The organism is Aggregatibacter valvarum (genome assembly GCF_980468985.1).
On record NZ_OZ413141.1, the window covers coordinates 1,750,868 to 1,770,077 of the forward strand.

At 43.1% G+C, this 19,210-nt stretch carries 17 protein-coding genes; 8 read left to right on the top strand and 9 right to left on the bottom strand.

Going from position 1 to position 19,210, the window contains the following annotated elements:
- Nucleotides 1–207 precede the first annotated feature (207 nt).
- From pnp to AC30SF_RS08290, 3 genes are all read left to right on the top strand, one after another.
- A complete protein-coding gene (pnp, locus tag AC30SF_RS08280; RefSeq protein WP_489608140.1) occupies nt 208–2,337 on the top strand; it encodes a polyribonucleotide nucleotidyltransferase in 2,130 nt (709 codons plus the stop codon).
- Nucleotides 2,338–2,426: 89 nt separating this feature from the next.
- The gene (nlpI, locus tag AC30SF_RS08285; protein WP_314170634.1) at nt 2,427–3,332 is read left to right on the top strand and encodes a lipoprotein NlpI; all 906 of its coding nucleotides are present in this window, start codon (nt 2,427–2,429) and stop codon (nt 3,330–3,332) included.
- Between the two features lie 108 nt (nt 3,333–3,440).
- The gene (locus AC30SF_RS08290; RefSeq protein WP_489608141.1) at nt 3,441–5,243 is read left to right on the top strand and encodes a DEAD/DEAH box helicase; all 1,803 of its coding nucleotides are present in this window, start codon (nt 3,441–3,443) and stop codon (nt 5,241–5,243) included.
- Nucleotides 5,244–5,316: 73 nt separating this feature from the next.
- Here the strand turns inward: AC30SF_RS08290 and menB are convergent, their stop codons facing one another.
- The 5 genes from menB to AC30SF_RS08315 all read right to left on the bottom strand — a co-directional run bounded on the left by menB (nt 5,317) and on the right by AC30SF_RS08315 (nt 11,129).
- A complete protein-coding gene (gene menB, locus AC30SF_RS08295; RefSeq protein ID WP_489608142.1) occupies nt 5,317–6,174 on the bottom strand; it encodes a 1,4-dihydroxy-2-naphthoyl-CoA synthase in 858 nt (285 codons plus the stop codon).
- 786 nt (nt 6,175–6,960) lie between these two features.
- The gene (rpsO, locus tag AC30SF_RS08300) at nt 6,961–7,230 is read right to left on the bottom strand and encodes a 30S ribosomal protein S15 (protein ID WP_021615823.1); all 270 of its coding nucleotides are present in this window, start codon (nt 7,228–7,230) and stop codon (nt 6,961–6,963) included.
- Between the two features lie 78 nt (nt 7,231–7,308).
- Nucleotides 7,309–8,073: a 2-succinyl-6-hydroxy-2,4-cyclohexadiene-1-carboxylate synthase gene (gene menH / locus AC30SF_RS08305; protein ID WP_489608143.1), complete on the bottom strand. Its 765-nt coding sequence runs from the start codon at nt 8,071–8,073 to the stop codon at nt 7,309–7,311.
- 51 nt (nt 8,074–8,124) lie between these two features.
- A complete protein-coding gene (gene menD, locus AC30SF_RS08310; protein WP_489608144.1) occupies nt 8,125–9,831 on the bottom strand; it encodes a 2-succinyl-5-enolpyruvyl-6-hydroxy-3-cyclohexene-1-carboxylic-acid synthase in 1,707 nt (568 codons plus the stop codon).
- Nucleotides 9,822–11,129 carry an isochorismate synthase gene (locus tag AC30SF_RS08315; RefSeq protein WP_489608145.1) on the bottom strand — a complete coding sequence of 436 codons (1,308 nt, stop codon included), beginning with the start codon at nt 11,127–11,129 and terminating at the stop codon, nt 9,822–9,824. The genes menD and AC30SF_RS08315 overlap by 10 nt, the downstream gene beginning before the upstream one ends.
- A 117-nt stretch (nt 11,130–11,246) precedes the next feature.
- Between AC30SF_RS08315 and AC30SF_RS08320 the strand changes: the two genes are divergently transcribed.
- Nucleotides 11,247–12,461, top strand: a complete 1,215-nt coding sequence (locus AC30SF_RS08320) for a pyridoxal phosphate-dependent aminotransferase (protein WP_489608146.1) — start codon at nt 11,247–11,249, stop codon at nt 12,459–12,461.
- 423 nt (nt 12,462–12,884) lie between these two features.
- On the opposite strand, the gene AC30SF_RS08325 is transcribed toward AC30SF_RS08320, so the two are convergent.
- Nucleotides 12,885–13,283 carry a DoxX family protein gene (locus AC30SF_RS08325; protein ID WP_489608147.1) on the bottom strand — a complete coding sequence of 133 codons (399 nt, stop codon included), beginning with the start codon at nt 13,281–13,283 and terminating at the stop codon, nt 12,885–12,887.
- 104 nt (nt 13,284–13,387) lie between these two features.
- Nucleotides 13,388–15,178, bottom strand: a complete 1,791-nt coding sequence (locus AC30SF_RS08330) for a protein-disulfide reductase DsbD (protein WP_489608148.1) — start codon at nt 15,176–15,178, stop codon at nt 13,388–13,390.
- A 151-nt stretch (nt 15,179–15,329) separates the two neighbouring features.
- On the opposite strand from AC30SF_RS08330, the gene AC30SF_RS08335 reads away from it, so the two are divergent.
- From AC30SF_RS08335 to arcA, 4 genes are all read left to right on the top strand, one after another.
- Nucleotides 15,330–15,890, top strand: a complete 561-nt coding sequence (locus tag AC30SF_RS08335; protein ID WP_489608149.1) for an LOG family protein — start codon at nt 15,330–15,332, stop codon at nt 15,888–15,890.
- Between the two features lie 206 nt (nt 15,891–16,096).
- The gene (locus AC30SF_RS08340) at nt 16,097–16,363 is read left to right on the top strand and encodes a type B 50S ribosomal protein L31 (protein WP_209364289.1); all 267 of its coding nucleotides are present in this window, start codon (nt 16,097–16,099) and stop codon (nt 16,361–16,363) included.
- Nucleotides 16,364–16,373: 10 nt separating this feature from the next.
- Nucleotides 16,374–16,514, top strand: a complete 141-nt coding sequence (ykgO, locus tag AC30SF_RS08345; protein WP_006719061.1) for a type B 50S ribosomal protein L36 — start codon at nt 16,374–16,376, stop codon at nt 16,512–16,514.
- A 266-nt stretch (nt 16,515–16,780) separates the two neighbouring features.
- Nucleotides 16,781–17,485 (top strand): two-component system response regulator ArcA, encoded by a 705-nt coding sequence (gene arcA, locus AC30SF_RS08350; protein ID WP_021615813.1) that lies wholly within the window; start codon nt 16,781–16,783, stop codon nt 17,483–17,485.
- Between the two features lie 31 nt (nt 17,486–17,516).
- On the opposite strand, the gene AC30SF_RS08355 is transcribed toward arcA, so the two are convergent.
- Together AC30SF_RS08355 and AC30SF_RS08360 are read right to left on the bottom strand one after the other, a co-directional pair.
- Entirely contained in the window at nt 17,517–17,897 is a 381-nt protein-coding gene (locus tag AC30SF_RS08355; protein WP_209364287.1) for an MliC family protein, read from the bottom strand.
- Between the two features lie 65 nt (nt 17,898–17,962).
- A complete protein-coding gene (locus AC30SF_RS08360) occupies nt 17,963–19,159 on the bottom strand; it encodes a LysM-like peptidoglycan-binding domain-containing protein (RefSeq protein WP_489608150.1) in 1,197 nt (398 codons plus the stop codon).
- Nucleotides 19,160–19,210: the final 51 nt, after the last annotated feature.

The following is a 19,210-nucleotide window of genomic DNA, read 5'->3' on the forward strand; positions in this document are numbered from 1 at the left end:
CATAAATGGGAATTGCGTAAATAAAGTTACCCATCAAGGCAAAAGCTCTGTATAATGCCTACGTTTTATTTTCTAAATTAGCGTGCGGCTAACAAAAATGATTTTGTGGCGTAGCCGGTAAAAGTGCGGTGGTTTTTGAGATTATTTTTGCTAGTCGCAAATTGGAAAATAAAACATTGTGATTACTCATTTAAAAAGGAAAACATAGTGAATCCAATTGTTAAACAATTTAAATACGGTCAACATACCGTGACCTTAGAAACCGGCGCCATTGCTCGCCAAGCCACTGCTGCTGTGATGGCAAGTATGGACGACACCACTGTATTCGTTACCGTGGTGGCCAAAAAAGAGGTGAAAGAAGGTCAAGATTTCTTCCCATTAACCGTTAACTATCAAGAACGTACTTATGCTGCCGGCCGTATTCCGGGCGGTTTCTTCAAACGTGAAGGTCGTCCGTCTGAAGGCGAAACCTTAATTGCCCGTTTAATCGACCGACCAATTCGTCCGTTATTCCCGGAAGGCTTCTTCAATGAAATCCAAGTGATTGCCACCGTGGTTTCAGTTAATCCGCAAATCAGCCCGGATTTAGTCGCCATGATTGGTGCGTCTGCGGCGTTAACCTTATCCGGTGTGCCATTTAATGGCCCGATTGGTGCGGCGCGTGTCGGTTTCATCAACGATCAATTCGTATTAAACCCAACCATCAACGAACAAAAACAAAGCCGTTTGGATTTAGTGGTTGCAGGTACTGATAAAGCCGTATTAATGGTGGAATCTGAAGCGGATATTTTAACCGAAGAACAAATGTTGGCTGCGGTGGTTTATGGTCACCAGCAACAACAAGTGGTGATTGAAGCCATTAAAGAATTGGTTGCTGAAGCCGGTAAACCACGTTGGGATTGGGTTGCACCTGAACCAAACACTGATTTAATCAATAAAGTGAAAGCGTTAGCTGAAGCTCGTTTAGGCGATGCGTATCGTATCACTGAAAAACAAGCGCGTTATGAGCAAATTGATGCGATTAAAGCTGACGTTGTTGCACAAATTACTGCTGAAGATGAAGAAGTCAGCGAAGGCAAAATTATTGATATTTTCACCGCACTTGAAAGCCAAATCGTGCGTGGACGTATTCTTGCCGGTGAACCACGTATTGATGGACGTACCGTTGATACTGTGCGTGCATTAGATATTTGCACCGGTGTGTTACCGCGTACTCATGGTTCGGCAATCTTTACCCGTGGTGAAACCCAAGCATTAGCTGTTGCCACTTTAGGGACTGAACGCGATGCGCAAATCATTGATGAATTAACCGGTGAGCGTTCTGATCACTTCTTATTCCACTATAACTTCCCTCCGTATTCCGTGGGTGAAACCGGTATGATTGGTTCACCAAAACGTCGTGAAATTGGTCACGGTCGTTTGGCGAAACGCGGTGTGGCAGCAGTGATGCCAACCTTAGCAGAATTCCCGTATGTAGTACGTGTAGTATCAGAAATCACCGAATCCAACGGTTCTTCTTCCATGGCTTCCGTGTGTGGCGCTTCTCTTGCGTTAATGGATGCCGGTGTGCCGATTAAAGCGGCTGTCGCAGGTATTGCGATGGGCTTGGTGAAAGAAAATGACAAATTTGTCGTGCTTTCCGATATTCTTGGTGATGAAGACCACTTAGGTGATATGGACTTTAAAGTGGCCGGTACGCGTCAAGGTGTGACCGCACTTCAAATGGATATCAAAATTGAAGGTATCACTGCCGAAATTATGCAAATTGCATTAAATCAAGCAAAAAGTGCACGTATGCATATTCTTGGTGTCATGGAACAAGCCATTCCAGCGCCGCGTGCCGATATTTCTGATTTTGCGCCGCGTATCTACACCATGAAAATTGATCCGAAGAAAATCAAAGATGTGATCGGTAAAGGTGGTGCGGTGATTCGTGCATTGACTGAAGAAACCGGTACTTCCATTGATATTGATGATGACGGTACAGTGAAAATCGCTGCGGTGGATAAGAATGCCGTACAAGATGTGATGGCACGTATCGAAGACATCACTGCTGAAGTCGAAGCGGGTGCCATTTACAAAGGTAAAGTGACTCGTTTAGCCGATTTCGGTGCATTCGTTTCTATCGTAGGTAACAAAGAAGGCTTGGTTCACATTTCTCAAATTGCGGAAGAACGTGTGGAAAAAGTCAGCGACTATCTACAAGTAGGACAAGAAGTCATGGTTAAAGTCGTCGAAATCGATCGTCAAGGTCGTATTCGTTTAACCATGAAAGAGCTTGCTCCGAAAGCAGAAACTGCTCAACACGTATCCGATGATATTGTAGAGCAGGCATAATTTAAATTTTTTCAAAATGTTACGGTACATTACGTGCCGTAACATTTGTTTTTCAACAAGCAATACTCTGCTTTAAGGCTTATAAAGAAATGACGCAACGTAATGGGTTGTCTAATTTCGCGATTTTCCTAACTATTTTATTTTCAGTCTTTGTATTATCAGGCTGTGTCGGCTTGAGCAATACCTTTGTGTCTAAAAATAAAGTCGTGTTAGCCGAGCAAAATCCAAGCCAGCATTTTGAACAGGAAGTCATGATTGTTCGAATTAGTCAGGTGTTGCTCGTTGGAAAAATGAGTAATGAAGAACGTGCTTCTCTCCATTTTGAACGGGGCGTGCTTTACGATAGTTTGGGGCTTTGGGCTTTAGCGCGTTATGACTTTACTCAAGCACTTGCATTGCAACCAAAAATGGCGGCAGTGTATAACTATCTAGGGCTTTATTTATTACTGGATGAAGACTATGACGGCGCATTAGAGGCCTTTAATACGGTTTTCAGCCTCGATCCTGACTATGAATATACCTTCCTTAATCGAGCATTAGACTTCTATTATGTGGAACGGTATAACCTCGCCGAACAGGATTTCTTGGCATTTTATCAACGTAATAAATCGGATCCTTACCGCGTCTTGTGGCTGTATTTGAATGAATTAAAATTCAAGCCAGCTGAGGCGCAAAAAAATCTGGCTCAACGTGCCGTTGGGCTTTCTCAGGATTATTGGGGTACCTACATTGTCCAGTATTATTTGGGCAAATTGTCAGTTCAGGAACTACAGGCTAAAGCGCAGCAGTTTGCAACAAAAACCGCGACGCAATACGCAGAGATTCTGACTGAAACCTACTTTTATCTAGCAAAACAAAAACTCAATATGGGACAGATTGATGAGGCTGAGACCTTGTTCAAACTGGCTGTTGCAAATCAGGTGTATAACTTTGTGGAGTATCGTTTTGCGGTGTTTGAGCTATCGAAATTAGGACAACAGGCTCAAGCAGAATAACGGTGAGCACGGCTCAACCGGCGATGCGTTGTAAGACGCAAAACGACACATTGTGATTAACCTGAAAGCGTCTATTGAGCTTTCCTTTTATACATTCGAGTATTTTTAATGACTGAAACTAAAATGACTTTCAAGGATTTAGGCTTGCCTGAATTCATCCTTAATGCTGTTTCCGATCTTGGTTTTGAAACACCTTCGCCAATTCAACAAATTTGTATACCGCACTTATTAGAAGGCCGTGATGTACTGGGCATGGCACAAACCGGGAGTGGGAAAACCGCCGCCTTTTCTTTGCCAATTTTGGCGAAAATCGATCCGACTGAAAAACACCCTCAATTATTAGTGATGGCGCCGACCCGTGAATTAGCTATTCAAGTTGCCGATGCATGTGAGCAATTTGTGAAATATGCCAAAGGTATTAACATTGTGACTTTATATGGTGGTCAACGTTATGACATCCAATTACGTGCGTTAAAACAAGGTGCACAAGTTGTGGTGGGCACACCAGGTCGTATTTTGGATCACCTACGTCGTGGCACCTTAAGCCTTGCTGAGCTTAAAGCGATCGTGTTAGACGAAGCGGATGAAATGTTGCGCATGGGCTTTATTGATGATGTGGAAACCGTGATGGCGGAGTTACCGGAACATCACCAAACCGCACTTTTCTCTGCCACCATGCCGGAGCCGATTCGTCGAATTACCAAGCGCTTTATGAAAGATCCGCAAGAAGTCAAAATTAAAGCAACCCAACAAAGTGCGCCAGATATTGCGCAAAGTTGTTGGTATGTTCATGGCTTCCGCAAAAATGATGCCTTGTTGCGTTTCTTGGAAGTGGAAGATTTTGATGCGGCGATTATTTTCACCCGTACCAAAACCGGCACGTTAGACGTGACCGAATTATTAGAAAAACACGGTTTCCGTGCAGCGGCATTGAATGGCGATATGACACAACAATTACGTGAACAAACCTTAGATCGTTTGCGTAGTGGCAGTTTAGACATCGTAGTGGCGACAGACGTGGCGGCGCGTGGTATCGATATTGAACGTATTAGCCTTGTGGTCAACTACGACATTCCGCTTGATGCAGAATCTTATGTGCATCGTATTGGTCGTACCGGCCGTGCAGGACGTTCTGGTCGTGCGTTATTATTCGTGGAACCGCGTGAGCGTCGTTTGTTGCGCAATGTTGAGCACCTTATCAAGAAAAATATTGAAGAGGTGGAATTGCCTAACCATGAAGTGTTACAAGCTTGTCGTCGTAAAAAATTCAAAGATAAAATTACCACACAGTTGGAACATCATGATTTAGAGCTTTACCGTGAATTGTTGGAAGATATGTTTACTGCCGACCAATCACAAGAAGACATTGCCGCCGCTATGATGATGTTGTTACAAGGCAAACAAAAACTGATTCTTCCGCCGGATCCGGTGGTAGATAAAAAAGCCCGTCGTGATCGTAATGAGCGTGGTGACCGTCGTGAGAATCCTCGTTCAGCAGAACGTCGTGGTGAACGTAAAGGCTATGGCAATCCACAACCAATGGATTTATATCGTATTGAAGTGGGCCGCGGAGATGGCGTGGAAGTTCGTCATATTGTTGGCGCGATTGCCAATGAAGGCGATATTAATAGTCGCTACATCGGCCACATCAAGTTGTATGATGATTATTCCACAATTGAATTGCCACAAGGTATGCCGAAAGAATTGTTACAACAATTTGCGAAAACGCGTGTGTTGAATAAACAAATGCGTATGTCTTTTATCGGCGAAGCCAAAGGCGAGCGTGGCGGCGATAATTTTGGCGGAAAACGCCGTGGCGGACGTTTTGAAGAAAAAGGCTTCAAAGGCGAACGTAAATTTAAAGAAAAATCTCACCGCACTTTTAAAGAGAAACGTGAGTTTAGAAAATAAAGAAGAAGACCGCACATAAAGTGCGGTCGTTTTTTTAGATAAATTAACAGTCTATGTTAAGAAAGCGCGTTTACTATGGATTACGCTTGAACTTACTAAAATCAGGCGCACGTTTTTCATTAAATGCGTTGCGACCTTCTTGCCCTTCTTCCGTCATGTAGAACAACATGGTGGCATTACCGGCAAGTTCTTGAAGACCGGCTTGTCCGTCGCAGTCCGCATTGAGTGCCGCTTTCAAGCAACGTAAAGCGATCGGGCTGTTGCGGAGCATTTCGCGACACCAACGCACGGTTTCTTTTTCTAACTCAGCGTAAGGCACTACCGTGTTCACTAAGCCCATCTCTAAGGCTTCTTGGGCATTATATTGACGGCATAAGAACCAAATTTCACGCGCTTTTTTCTGACCGACAATACGCGCCATGTAGCTTGCGCCCCAGCCGCCATCAAAGGAACCCACTTTCGGGCCGGTTTGACCATAAATCGCGTTGTCTGCGGAAATGGTGAGATCGCATAACATATGCAATACATGACCGCCGCCAATGGCATAACCTGCCACCATCGCCACGACCGGTTTCGGGCAGCTACGAATATCCCGTTGGAAATCCAAGACGTTAAGATGATGTACACCGCTGTCGTCTTTGTAGCCGCCGTAATCGCCACGTACTTTTTGATCACCACCGGAACAGAAAGCTTTTTCGCCTTCACCGGTCAACACGATGACACCGATTTTTTCATCAAAACGGGCATCGGCAAACGCGGTGATCATTTCTTTCACAGTTTGTGGACGAAATGCGTTGCGCACTTCAGGACGATTAATGGTGATTTTGGCAATGCCGTCAGTGGATTTGTGATAACGAATGTCAGTGTAACCCGCACTGTGATCAACCCACTCAACCGGCGCATATAAAACATCATCTTTTGGATTTTGCATGAAAAATTCCTTTATTGAGGTTAAAAAGTGCGGTCATTATAGCGGAAGTTTTCTGAATCTGAAAATGCTCCGCACGGTGATCAACAATGCGAACCATGCACAATAAAAAAGCTGACTTTTCACAAGGAGAAATCAGAATCGTAGCGTGCAACTTGTTGCACGGATAAAAATGCTCGTGAGGAAAATCATTCGTGGCACGCTACGCACGAAATCGTGAATATCCGAAAGGGTTAAATAACGTTCCGTGTGTGGTTTCGCCGTGCATCAAGATGCACGCTACAATATGAAATCACGCCCCCGTAGCGTGCAACTTGTTGCACGAATAAAAATACTCGTGAGGAAAATCATTCGTGGCACGCTACGCACGAAATCATGAATCCCAAAAGGGTTAAATAATGTTCCGCGCGTGGTTTGGTCGTGCATCAAGAGCTACGCACGAAATCGTGAATCCCAAAAGGGTTAAATAACGTTCCGTGTGTGGTTTGGTCGTGCATCAAGATGCACGCTACAATATGAAATCATGCCCCCGTAGCGTGCAACTTGTTGCACGAATAAAAATGCTCGTGAGGAAAATCATTCGTGGCACGCCACGTACGAAATCGTGAATCCCCAGAAGGGTTAAATAACGTTCCTTGCGTGGTTTGGTCGTGCATCAATATGCACAATACGCACTGAAAATGCTCCGCACAGCGATCAACAACACGAACCATGCACAATAAAAAAGCTGACTTCCCACGAAGAGAAATCAGCTTTTGACATCACTTATTCAGTTATTTAATGCGTAGATTAGCGACGTAAACCTAAACGAGCGATTAAGCTGCTGTAAAGTTCAAGATTAGTACGTTTTAAGTAATCTAAAAGTTTACGACGACGGGAAACCATGCGTAATAAACCGCGGCGACCGTGGTGGTCTTTTTTGTGTTCAGCAAAGTGTGCTTGTAAGTGGTTGATTTGTGCGGTTAATAAAGCGATTTGAACTTCGGAAGAACCGGTGTCTTTACCATCGCGACCAAATTCAGCAACGATTTTTGCTTTTTGTTCAGTACTTAGAGACATAATAACTCCTAATATGAAGTGGTTAATGATACATCGTTCGCCGATCTCTAATTCAGCGACGACAAAGGAATGCAGATTTTAGCCATTGCGTGGCGAAAAAGCAACGAATTTATCTTGTAATAACGTATTTAATTGGGTTGCAAATGCCGTTGGGTTTTCTTGATGCGCATTATGTCCTGCCTTTGCAATCAGTGTCAGGTTCAACTGATTGTCTAACGCCATTTGTTTGAATTTATGATCCCGTTCGCCACAGAAATACTCGATCGGATAAGGACTTTTTTTGACGTAAGGGCGTAAATCCGGTTGTTTAGCAAGGGAGGTCGCCAACAGCATTTGGGCGATATTATCGCCGCAGTTGGCTTGGCGTTTTTCGATCAACGCTTTGCGTTGGTCTTCCGTTAAATGGGCGAAGATAGGTTGTTGATACCAATCATTCAGTACGGAAGTCGCGGTTTCATGACGAAAACGTTGCGCCCAAAACATATCATTTTCCCACCGCACTTTTTTGTCTGCCTCATTTGTCAATCCAAGATTTCCGCCTTCAATAATCAGTCCTTGTAGGTTGTATTTGTCCTGTTGACTGCAGAGAGCGTAATACAGCGCAATTCTGCCACCGAGGGAATAGCCCACTAAAAAATACGGGTGATTTCCTACCGCACTTTGGATGCGTTGTGCCGCATAAGCGCAGGCGTCATCAAAATCCCGTACAGGGTGATTTTTTGCGCTGCCGTGGAAAGGCAAATCCAAGGCAACGCAATGAAAGTGCGGTAGATTTTCCGTGAGTTTTTGCCAGTCGGCTTGGGTGCCGAGTAAGCCGTGTAAAAAAATGAGGTAAGGTTTCATCACATGAAAAAAGCAAACTGGCGTGTGCGAGTTTGCTTTTGATCTTTCCGTTTATTCACCGACAACCGCATAGCTGATTTGGTCGATGAGGCGTTTGTAAATGGTGCTGCCGTCATTCGGTGCGACTTTAATTTCGATGATAGTGGCTTCACGACGTGAGTAGGCTTGTTTCAACACGGCACTTAAATCCGCCCAGGTATAAGGACGGGCATATTTTAAATCAAACATCGATGCCACTTGGGAAAACTCGGTGTGGTGTGGCATACGATAGAACTTGTCTTTGACTTCTGCATCCACCGGCAACATATCAAAAATCGCCCCACCGTTGTTGTTGATAATAAACAAAATGGTCGGTTGGGTAAGTTTTTTGAACAATGCCAACGAGTTTAAATCATAAAGCGCAGAGGTATCGCCCACTAAGGCGACGACCGGTTGGTTAGCACCGATACCAATGCCGGCAATAGTGGCAAGTAAACCGTCAATTCCACTCGCCCCACGATTGGTGTGAATCGGGTAGCCTTCCGGCAATTTGGTGAGCGCATCCACTAAACGCACAAATAAGCTATTGCCAAGGAAAAGAATACCATTATTCGGCAGTAAACGTTCGATATGGTGAGCTAAGGCAGCTTCATTTAAATTACCGCCCACTTGTTGCTCAATAAAGGTGGCGCAGAATTTGGATAACGCCAATGCTTCTAATAACCACGGTTTTTGTCTTAACGGCGGATGAGCGCGTAACCAATGATGAATTTTGGCAACAAAACGGGTGTGGGAATGATGGTAAGGATCCACCGCTTGTGGATTTTCATCCACAATCCAATATTCGTTTTTAAATTCGGCTAAAAACTGGTTAATGCGTTTGCTAATAAAACGGTTGCCAAGCTGAATGACAATATCTGCCTGCAACATTTTTTGTTTCACCGTTTGATTCGCCAGCCAAATATCCGCATAAGGCAAACTGGCTTCCACACCAGATTGAATATCGGTCAGTAACACCCAGCCCATGGTATTTGCCCAAGAAGCAATGCCCATGGCTTGTTCTGCCGGCATTCTGCCCGCCACAATAATTCCGCGTTTGGTGCGCCATTGATCCCAGTGTTCGTGAATTAACACTTCTTGATGTGGCGCAGGGTAGGTTGTCCAACTTTTATTTTGGCTTAGCCAACGTTGAACGGGCGCTAACCAAGGATGAACATCAATTTCTTCTGCATTGGTATCATATAAAGGTTCGGCAAAAGGCACATTGATGTGAATCACGCCCGATTCTTCCGCTTGTTTATGGCAGGAATGCTCAATTTTTGAAATCAACCAACTTGCTGCATAATCTTGGCTTGGACGCGGAAGGTTCAAATTGGCAAGGGGATAATCGGCAAACATATTTTCTTGCAAAATCGCCTGATTTGCACCGCACTCTAACAATTCTGGTGGACGATCCGCAGTCAGCACAATCAGATTGACATGACTTTGACGGGCCTCAATGATTGCCGGATATAAATTGGCGGCAGCGGTGCCGGAAGTGACAATAACGGCAACGGGTTTTTTGGTGGATTTTGCGATGCCAAGAGCAAAGAAACCTAAACCGCGTTCATCAAAATGCGTATGGCAAAGGCCACGATTGGCATTTTGTAAACGTACAGCTTCCAATGTCAGTGGGGTCGAACGCGAACCGGGCGCGATACAAAAGTGGGTTACGCCTTGACGCACAAGGGTTTCCAAGATCACTTTTGACCAACAACGATTAAAGACGCTTACTGACATTTTTGCTCTCCGTTTTCAGATTTCGTTATTTTTAATAATGAGATTAATCCCGCGGCTTTGCGCTCGATTTCTTGCCATTCTAGCAAGGGAACTGAGCCCTCAACAATACCGGCACCGGCAAACACATGAATTTTGTCTGCTTCAACAAAGGCTGAACGAATCGCTACACAAAACTCGGCTTGTTGTTGATTAAAAAAGCCTAATGTGCCCGCGTACCAACTGCGATCGTAATGTTCAATTTGCTGTAACAATGCTTTGGCTTTTTGTTGCGGCAAACCGGCGACGGCAGCCGTTGGATGAATGGCTTGCAAACAGTTTAAGTCGGTACAGTTATCGGTTAAAAGTGCGGTGATTTCTCGGCGTAAATGTTGTACTTGACGAAGTTGTTTGATGCCAAGATGGCCAATTTCAATGTGTTTCGTAAAGGGCGCTAAATTGGCACAAATCCCATCCGCCACCAATTGGTTTTCATGGATGTTTTTCTGGTCAGCAAGTAACCAATCAGCTTGTTTGCGATTGCTTTCATGGTTTTCGCTCATGGGCGCGGTGCCTGCGAGAGCCTCTGTTTTTAAATGACGCTCATGACGCGCATACAACCGTTCTGGTGAAGAGCCAAGGAAACTGGTTTTATCATCTTGCGCGAAAAGAAAGTGGTAGCAGCCTTTATTGTAAATTTCACTTTGCGCTAAAAAATCCTTGGCATTGAGCGGTTGATTGAGGGCAAAGGTGCTTTTGTTGGCTAACACCAATTTGGTGACCGTTTTTTCATGAATTTGCGCCAGAGCCTTTTCTACCCAATTTGCCCATTGCGCCGGATTCGCTTGCTGGTCAATCAAATCCGCTTGGCTTTGAAGCGGTAAAAGTGCGGTCGTTTTTTCAACTGTTTTTAAAACCTGTAATGCTTTGTCTTTACTTTGGATAAGATCATTTTGGTCAATAAAAACCATGACGTGAATTTGATTATCACGCTGTTCTAACACTAACTGTGGCAGAAAAAAGGTGGTTTGCCCGTAAAATTGAATGCCGCCGAAAAGAGGCAAATTGTGTTGATTCACGAAATTTTGCGCTGCATCTAAGTGTTGAAATATACGAATGGCGCCAAGCGTGGCAAAGCATTGTGTTGTTTGTTGTAATTGAAAATAAAATTGCGGATAGTGCGGTTGTGCTTTTAGCCAACCTAATAAATCAACCGCGCATTCGGCTTGTGCTGAACAAACCGCAATGTGATGAGGGTGATTTAATTGTAATGCATTAATTTGACTGATTAATTGCGTTTTAATTGATTGCAAACTATCCATTTTGAAAAAGCATTGTCTTTAACGGGAAAATAAGTTAAAAATGAACCGCAATTCTACCGCACTTTACGGGAATTTTTCACAAAATATTTCATTTCTTAATTACTCAAGGTCAAAACTATGGAACGCTTTCCCAAATCAGATAAATTAGAGCACGTTTGTTACGATATTCGCGGACCCGTGCACAAAGAGGCACTACGCCTTGAAGAAGAAGGGCATAAAATTTTAAAACTGAATATCGGTAACCCCGCGCCTTTTGGTTTTGAAGCGCCTGATGAAATTCTCGTTGATGTCTTACGCAATCTTCCTTCTGCCCAAGGTTATTGTGACTCCAAAGGGCTTTATTCTGCCCGCAAAGCCATTGTGCAATATTATCAATCGAAAGATATTCGTAGCGTCACGGTAAACGATGTTTACATCGGAAATGGCGTGTCAGAGTTGATTACAATGGCGATGCAGGCACTGTTGAATGACGGTGATGAAGTGTTAATTCCTATGCCGGATTACCCATTATGGACCGCCGCGGCAACATTGGCGGGCGGTAAAGCGGTACATTATTTGTGTGATGAACAGGCAGATTGGTTCCCGGATGTAGAAGACATTAAAAGCAAAGTTACGTCACGCACGAAAGCCATTGTGATTATTAATCCGAATAACCCGACGGGGGCGGTTTACAGTAAAGAATTGCTGTTAGACATCGTTGAAGTGGCACGTCAGAATAATTTAATTATTTTTGCCGATGAGATTTACGACAAAATTTTATACGATGGTGCGGTACACCACCATATCGCCGCGTTAGCGCCTGATTTATTAACGGTCACGTTTAACGGTTTATCTAAAGCCTATCGTGTTGCCGGTTTCCGCCAAGGTTGGATGATTTTAAATGGACCAAAAAAACACGCCAAAGGGTACATCGAAGGTTTAGATATGTTGGCGTCTATGCGTTTGTGTGCCAACGTGCCAATGCAACATGCGATTCAGACCGCACTTGGTGGCTATCAAAGCATTAACGAATTCATTTTGCCGGGCGGACGCTTGTTAGAACAACGTAATAAAGCCTATGAATTGCTCAACCAAATTCCTGGAATTAGTTGTACGAAGCCGATGGGGGCGCTGTATATGTTCCCGAAAATCGACATTAAAAAATTTAATATGTATGACGATGAAAAAATGGTGTTTGATTTATTGGCACAGGAAAAAGTCTTGTTGGTGCATGGTCGCGGTTTTAACTGGCATTCACCGGATCACTTCCGCATTGTGACATTGCCGTATGTTCATCAAATTGAAGAAGCCTTAGGCAAATTTGCGCGGTTCTTGTCGTATTATCATCAGTAATGATTTCCCGAAGAAAAAGCCCCGAATGGATATTCGGGGCTTTTTGTTTGGCATAAAGTGCGGTCATTTTTGAAATCGTAGCGTGCAACGTGTTGCACGAAATCGTGAATGACCGAAAGGGGTAAATCACGTTCCGTGTGTGGTGTGGTCGTGCATCAAGATGCACGCTACATACGAAATCGTGAATTACGCATCGAAGTTAATCATTCGTGCAACAAGTTGCACACTACGCACAAAATCGTGGATTACGCCGAGGTTAATCATTCGTGCAACAAGTTGCACGCTACGCATGAAATCGTGAATTACGCATCGAAGTTAATCATTCGTGCAACAAGTTGCACGCTACGCACGACATCGTGAATTACACATCGAGGTTAATAACAATCCGCACATAAAACGTGCGGGTTGTTATTTATCAATGTCTTATTTTTTCACTGTTTTATTGTCTAATGCGAAAGCGCCTGCACCGGCAAAAACAAAATAGAAGAAGATAAAACAATATAATACCGAGGCTTCACCGCCATTCATTAGCGGGAAAAGCACACCTTTCGGTGCGTGGAACATAAAATACGCCACGGCCATTTGACCACTCAAAATAAAGGCTGAAAGGCGGGTCAATAAGCCTAAGATAAATAAAATACCAAAGACCAATTCAATCACGCCACCCACGCCCATTAACGAGGCAAGTTCTACAGAACCGTTTCCACCGGTCATGGACATCGGGAATTCCCAAAATTTCGCGGTGCCATGTAAAACAAAAGCATAGCCCAAAACAATGCGTAATAAACCTAAAACATAATGACGATATTTGTCTAAAAACATAAATTTTCCTTCTATAAATTGGAGTGTGTTAGTGAGGTGGCATATGCTAACACAACGAAAAAGGAAAAAAATACTTCAAACAGAAAAGGATTCTTTCCAATTCGTTAATAATTTATGCTTTTCGCGGCATTTAACGTTGCCATAAAGGCTTCTGCAGGTAAAAAACCGGTAATTCGTTGCGCTTGAATTTCTTCGCCTTGTTGATTAAAGAAAATAATCGTAGGTAAGCCCGTTACTGCAAGCGCTTTCATTAAAGTGCGGTTAGATTCGCTGTTATTTGTCATATCTACTCTTAACAACAAAACATCACTCAACGCGGTTTGCACCTGTGGATCCGCAAAGGTTTTATGTTCAAATTCCTTACAGGCAACGCACCAATCGGCATATAAATCCAACATGGCAATTTTATTCGGATGCTGTTTTAACACCGCTTGCAATTCGTCATAAGTGGAAATTTGTTGAAAAACGAGCGTATGTTTAACCGCACTTTGGGCATTCGCGGCTTGTGAGGTCGCCACATTATCTTGCCACACCCAATTTTGTAACGGTTGTGCCGAAACCATGGCGGCAACAAAGAACACAATACGGAAGAATAAACCAATGCCGTTTGAACGCATTTGTGTCGCCAACCAAATGAAGAAACTCACGCCGAGTAATGCCCATAAACGCGGTTCCCACATGCTTGGAATAATGCGCGAAATCAGGAAAATTGGTAACGCTAACATGACAAAACCAAAGGCGGTTTTCACGTTTTCCATCCAAGCCCCGGATTTCGGTAGGATTTTATTACCGAATACGGTAATTAATATAAGCGGCAAGCCCATACCTAACGCTAATAAATAAAGGGTCAATGCGCCGATGACAAAATCGCCGGATTGCGCCACATAAAGCAATGCACCGGATAAGGGCGCGGAGGTGCAAGGAGATGCCACTAAGCCGGCAATCGCCCCCATGACAAACACCCCAAAAAAAGCGCCGCTTTTTTGTTGTTGGCTAAATTGCGTAAGTTTAGTTTGCAAAGACGAAGGCAACTGCAACGTAAATAAGCCAAACATGGACAACGCCAGCAATACAAAGACAATGGAAAGTCCAATCAGGACATAAGGACTTTGTAGGGCAATTTGGAATGGCAGACCAATCAGCACAACCACCAAACCGAGCAAGGTATAAGTTAATGCCATGCCTTGCACATACACAAAACTAAGCGCAAGTGCGCGCCAGTTGCCGGTCTCTTCTTTCCGACCGCCGATGACAATGGCAGAAAGCAACGGCAACATCGGTAGTACGCAAGGCGTAAAGGCCAATCCGATACCTAAGACAAAAAACCACAACATGGCGTATTTACTTTGCGACAGACTCTCTGCCAGTTGATTTTGTTGTGATGAAAAAACGTTGGCATTTTCCACCGCACTTTGCGATGTCTGATGTGTCTCTACACTATTTTGCATCTCATGGCTGGCAGAAACATTTGACGAAAGATCACTGAGTTGAAATTGTTTGGTTTCCGGCGGATAGCAAAACCCTTTCGCACAACCTTGATAAGTTACTTCCAGTAGATCCTGTGGTTGAGGATCTTTTAACGGCAACGTCAAATTAAGGTCATGTTTGAAAATGGTGACTAATCCAAAGTAAGGATCTTCATATTGTTCTGCAGAAGAAAGAAATTGCGGTGCATTTTCAACGGGCTTGCCATTCACTGAAAATGCCAATTTATCTTGATATAAATAGTAATTTTCCGCAATTTGCCACTGCATCGAAACGCCAGTGTCAGACCGTTGCACATCCAGCTGGAAAGCCTGATCCACCGGTAAGAATTTAGTCTTATTATTAAATAAATCTGCTTGTGCGGCCATGGCAGTCAAGCAACAGACTAAGAAAATAAACAGTTTTTTCATCATAAAATCGCACGTTATCCTAAATAAAAATGGGGTTCATTCTAGCATTACAACAAGAATTTTGTTGTAAAATATTCTCTCTAAAATCAATTACTACAAACGGTAAAATAGATTGTTAGGATCGACATCAAGCAAAAAATAGGATGAAAAAATGCACATTACAGTTTATTGCGGCGCAAGTTTAGGTAATCAGCCCGAATACCAACAAGCAACGATTGCCATGGGGCAATGGATTGCACAAAAACAACACACCTTGGTTTATGGTGGTGGGAAAATCGGTTTGATGGGATTGTTGGCCGATACAGTATTAGCCCACGGTGGCAAGGTCATCGGCATTATGCCCGCTTTTTTACAAGCGCGAGAGCCGATACACACCGGTTGCACGGAGCTTATGGTGGTGGATTCGATGGCTGAAAGAAAAGCAAACATGCTCAAATTAGCCGATGCCTGTATTGCCTTACCCGGTGGCGCCGGTACATTAGAAGAAATCACTGAAGTTTATTCTTGGGCAAGAATTGGAAAAAATCCCCATCCTTGCATTTTATTCAATAAAAATGGCTTCTATGATCCTTTAAAAGCGCTGTACCAACGTATGGTCGAAACCGGTTTTCTCTCTGAAGACGCATTCCAAAAATTGTTGTTTAGTGAGGATTTTGCAGAAATTGAACAATTTATTGCTGACTATCAATCGCCTGAATTTCGTCATTATTAAGTGCGGTCAAAAAAATTTCCATTTTTCGATAAAAATTAAGTGATTGAAAATTTCTGATGAAAAGCTCGAATTTTAGCTAAATTGATACAGTACATCTCAGTTTTTGCCTCTTATTTTTTTATTAAAAATAAGTTTGCGTGAAAAAATGTTTTGGTGTAGGATAGCGCACATTGTTATTTTTCACTAAAAAATAAGGTTTTAAGCAAATGAAAAAAGGTATCCATCCTGAAAATTATCGCACTGTGCTTTTTTATGACTCCAACGCCAAACAAGGCTTTTTAATTCGTTCTTGTGCACGTACCACCACGACCATGAAATGGGAAGACGGCAACGAATATCCGGTGTTTATGTGCGATACGTCCTCCGCATCACACCCATTTTACACAGGTAAAACAAGACAAATTGCCAGCGAAGGCCGTGCTAGCGAATTTGCTAGTCGTTACGGCAAATTCGGTTCATTAAAATCAAAATAAGGACGCTAAAATGCAAGTATTATCTTCATTAAAAACCGCTAAAACACGTCATCCTGGTTGTAAAGTTGTGCGTCGTCATGGCGTGGTGTATGTGATTTGTAAAGAAAATCCTCGTTTCAAAGCACGCCAAGGCGGGAAAAAGAAACGTTAAAAAATCATTATTATTTTGTGTGTAAATATTGAGCAAATGCTCACTTTATCCTCCGAGGGTATTCAGGCTATCGGAGGATTTTTTATTTTAGTAGAAAGCCGATTAAGCCTTGCCAATTTCATGACGTAGATCATAGAATTAAACGCTAATACTGATTATGTTGTATTTTTCATTGTTACGATAATGTTGCAACTATAAAATAAAATTAGATTTATTTTTCATCGCCTCATGATAAAACTCTCATTAGGCAAATAAAGGATTTGCCCATGCAAACACCACAAATTTTAATTGTTGAAGACGAAACGATTACCCGAAATACATTAAAAAGTATTTTTCAAGCGGAAGGGTATGATGTTTTTGAAGCCTCTGATGGGCTTCAGATGCACCAAATTTTAGAAACGGAAATCATTCATTTGGTGATTATGGATATTAATCTGCCGGGGAAAAACGGATTAATGTTGGCGCGTGAATTACGTGAAAATGCCGATATTGCCTTAATGTTTTTAACGGGGCGTGATAATGAAGTGGATAAAATTCTCGGGTTAGAAATCGGTGCTGATGATTACATCACTAAGCCATTCAATCCGCGTGAACTCACTATTCGTGCGCGTAATCTATTGCAACGCACCATGCAAGAAAATCAACGTGCGCATCATGTTGAACAGTATAAATTTAACGGTTGGACGTTGGATTTAAATAGTCGTACCTTGATTACACCGGAAGGTGAAGAACGTAAACTGCCTCGCAGTGAATTTCGCGCCATGTTACATTTCTGCGAAAATCCGGGCAAAATTCAGACGCGTGAAGAGTTATTGAAAAAAATGACCGGTCGTGAACTCAAACCGCAAGATCGGACTGTCGATGTGACGATTCGCCGTATTCGTAAGCATTTCGAGGATCATCACGACACACCGGAAATTATCGCCACCATCCATGGTGAAGGTTACCGTTTTTGTGGAACCTTAGAATAAAATGCAAATTGCGCTGGCGATAATAAGATAATCAGCGAGGCACGCACTGTTCCGCCAGCACTTCCCCAAGGCTAGTCTTAAGTGTATTAGTCTCTTTACGTTCCAGCCAAACCCAATGAATATTGGAATAATTTCTGCCGTTCTCAGCGATACTTGGCGTAAGTTTTTGCGTCACACCATCAAATGTCACAGCAATTGATGTTTGAGTGCCTTTTTTATTCTTTCGGGAATGTTTAGTCACACGAACGACTTTATTATCTTTACATAAATACTCTACTGCCGTTCCCTTTTGAGTCGATTTTTGTAATGCCGTTGGCGTCGGTTTTTTATCTGTTTTCGTGGCAACTACCGGTTTTGTTACGCATCCGATTAATCCCAAAATAGTCAATAACATCAAGCCCGCTTTTAGCATGATCTTCTCCTTTTAAAAAGCAGATAGGCATAATGCCATGACTATGCCTATCAAGTTTTATGGATCTATTTCTTAAAAGTATAGCTACCGTCTGCCTGTCGAATAAAACGTCCGCCATTAGATAAACGTAACTCCGTCACACGACCTTGCGCATTCAATAATACCTGAACTTGATCGCCCGGTTTGAAGCTACTGAGCACATTGCCCGCCCCGCTTGCTTTCGTCATGGCATTAACATCGGCAATTTGTAAATTGTTATCACGGAACACCTGCATGAGTGATACGCCTTGAGGCACAACAAGATTCTTGCCGGTAACCGCTGTTGCAGCTGACGGACGCACTGCCGATTTTGCCTCGACAACTTCAATAGCACGTTTCGGTGCCTGTGGTTTGACTTGCGGTTTATTTTGAACGACTGGTTGCGGCTTAGCCGGTGCTTTTTCTTCGCGAACACTTTCCGTTTCAACCTTTTTCGCTACATGTTGAGCAGCATGAGGTTTAACTGCCTCAGTACGCACAGGGGGTTCCGCTTTTGGCGTATTGGTTTCAACACCTTTGTTCTCCGCAACCGCTGCCTCACTGTTTGTATTTGTTGTAATATTCGGCTGGGTAATTTCTAATGAACTTGGCGATGAGGCGGTCTGTGCATCTAACACGGTCGCTTCATTTTCCTGCGTTTGATCTAACTGCTGGAACTGAATGGGAATATTATTGCTATTTTGTTGTTCGAAAGATTGCACGGTTTCAGAACTTGGCTTCATTAAAAGGATAAAAAGAAGCAGAAGCAACAATATGCAAAGTGCGACAAAAATACGACGATGTTTTTGTGGCAATATGCTCAAAATCTTCCAATTTTCAGGTGAAGCTAATGTTGCTTTAGGCGCAGAAGCCGCTTGAGAAGCCGTTGCTTTGACACTATTTTCTTCGGTCACCGAGGATTCTGTTGTAGCAGATAATACCTCTTCGGCCACTATCGGATCTGCCGCCACATGATGTTCTTCCGGTGCAGTTGAGGGAACAAAGGCTTCCTCTCTCGTATTCGGTGCGGTGGAAAAATCCCGTAATGTGGGTTCTTTACGTTCTACTGCGGTTTGAGGCTTTTTATTAAAAAGTGTTTTTGCTCTTTCCAGTAAAGATGGCTCGTTGCCGATGGCTTTCTTCGGTGTAATAGGTTCCATTTTGTTTAATCCTAAATCTAATTCATTTTGAGCCGAATCGGCTAAGTTATTTTGATTTCCAAGGTTTCTTTGTTCAGAATCCACGATATACCTCTAATTAAATAACACAATAACCCGTAAAGTGCGGTTATTTTT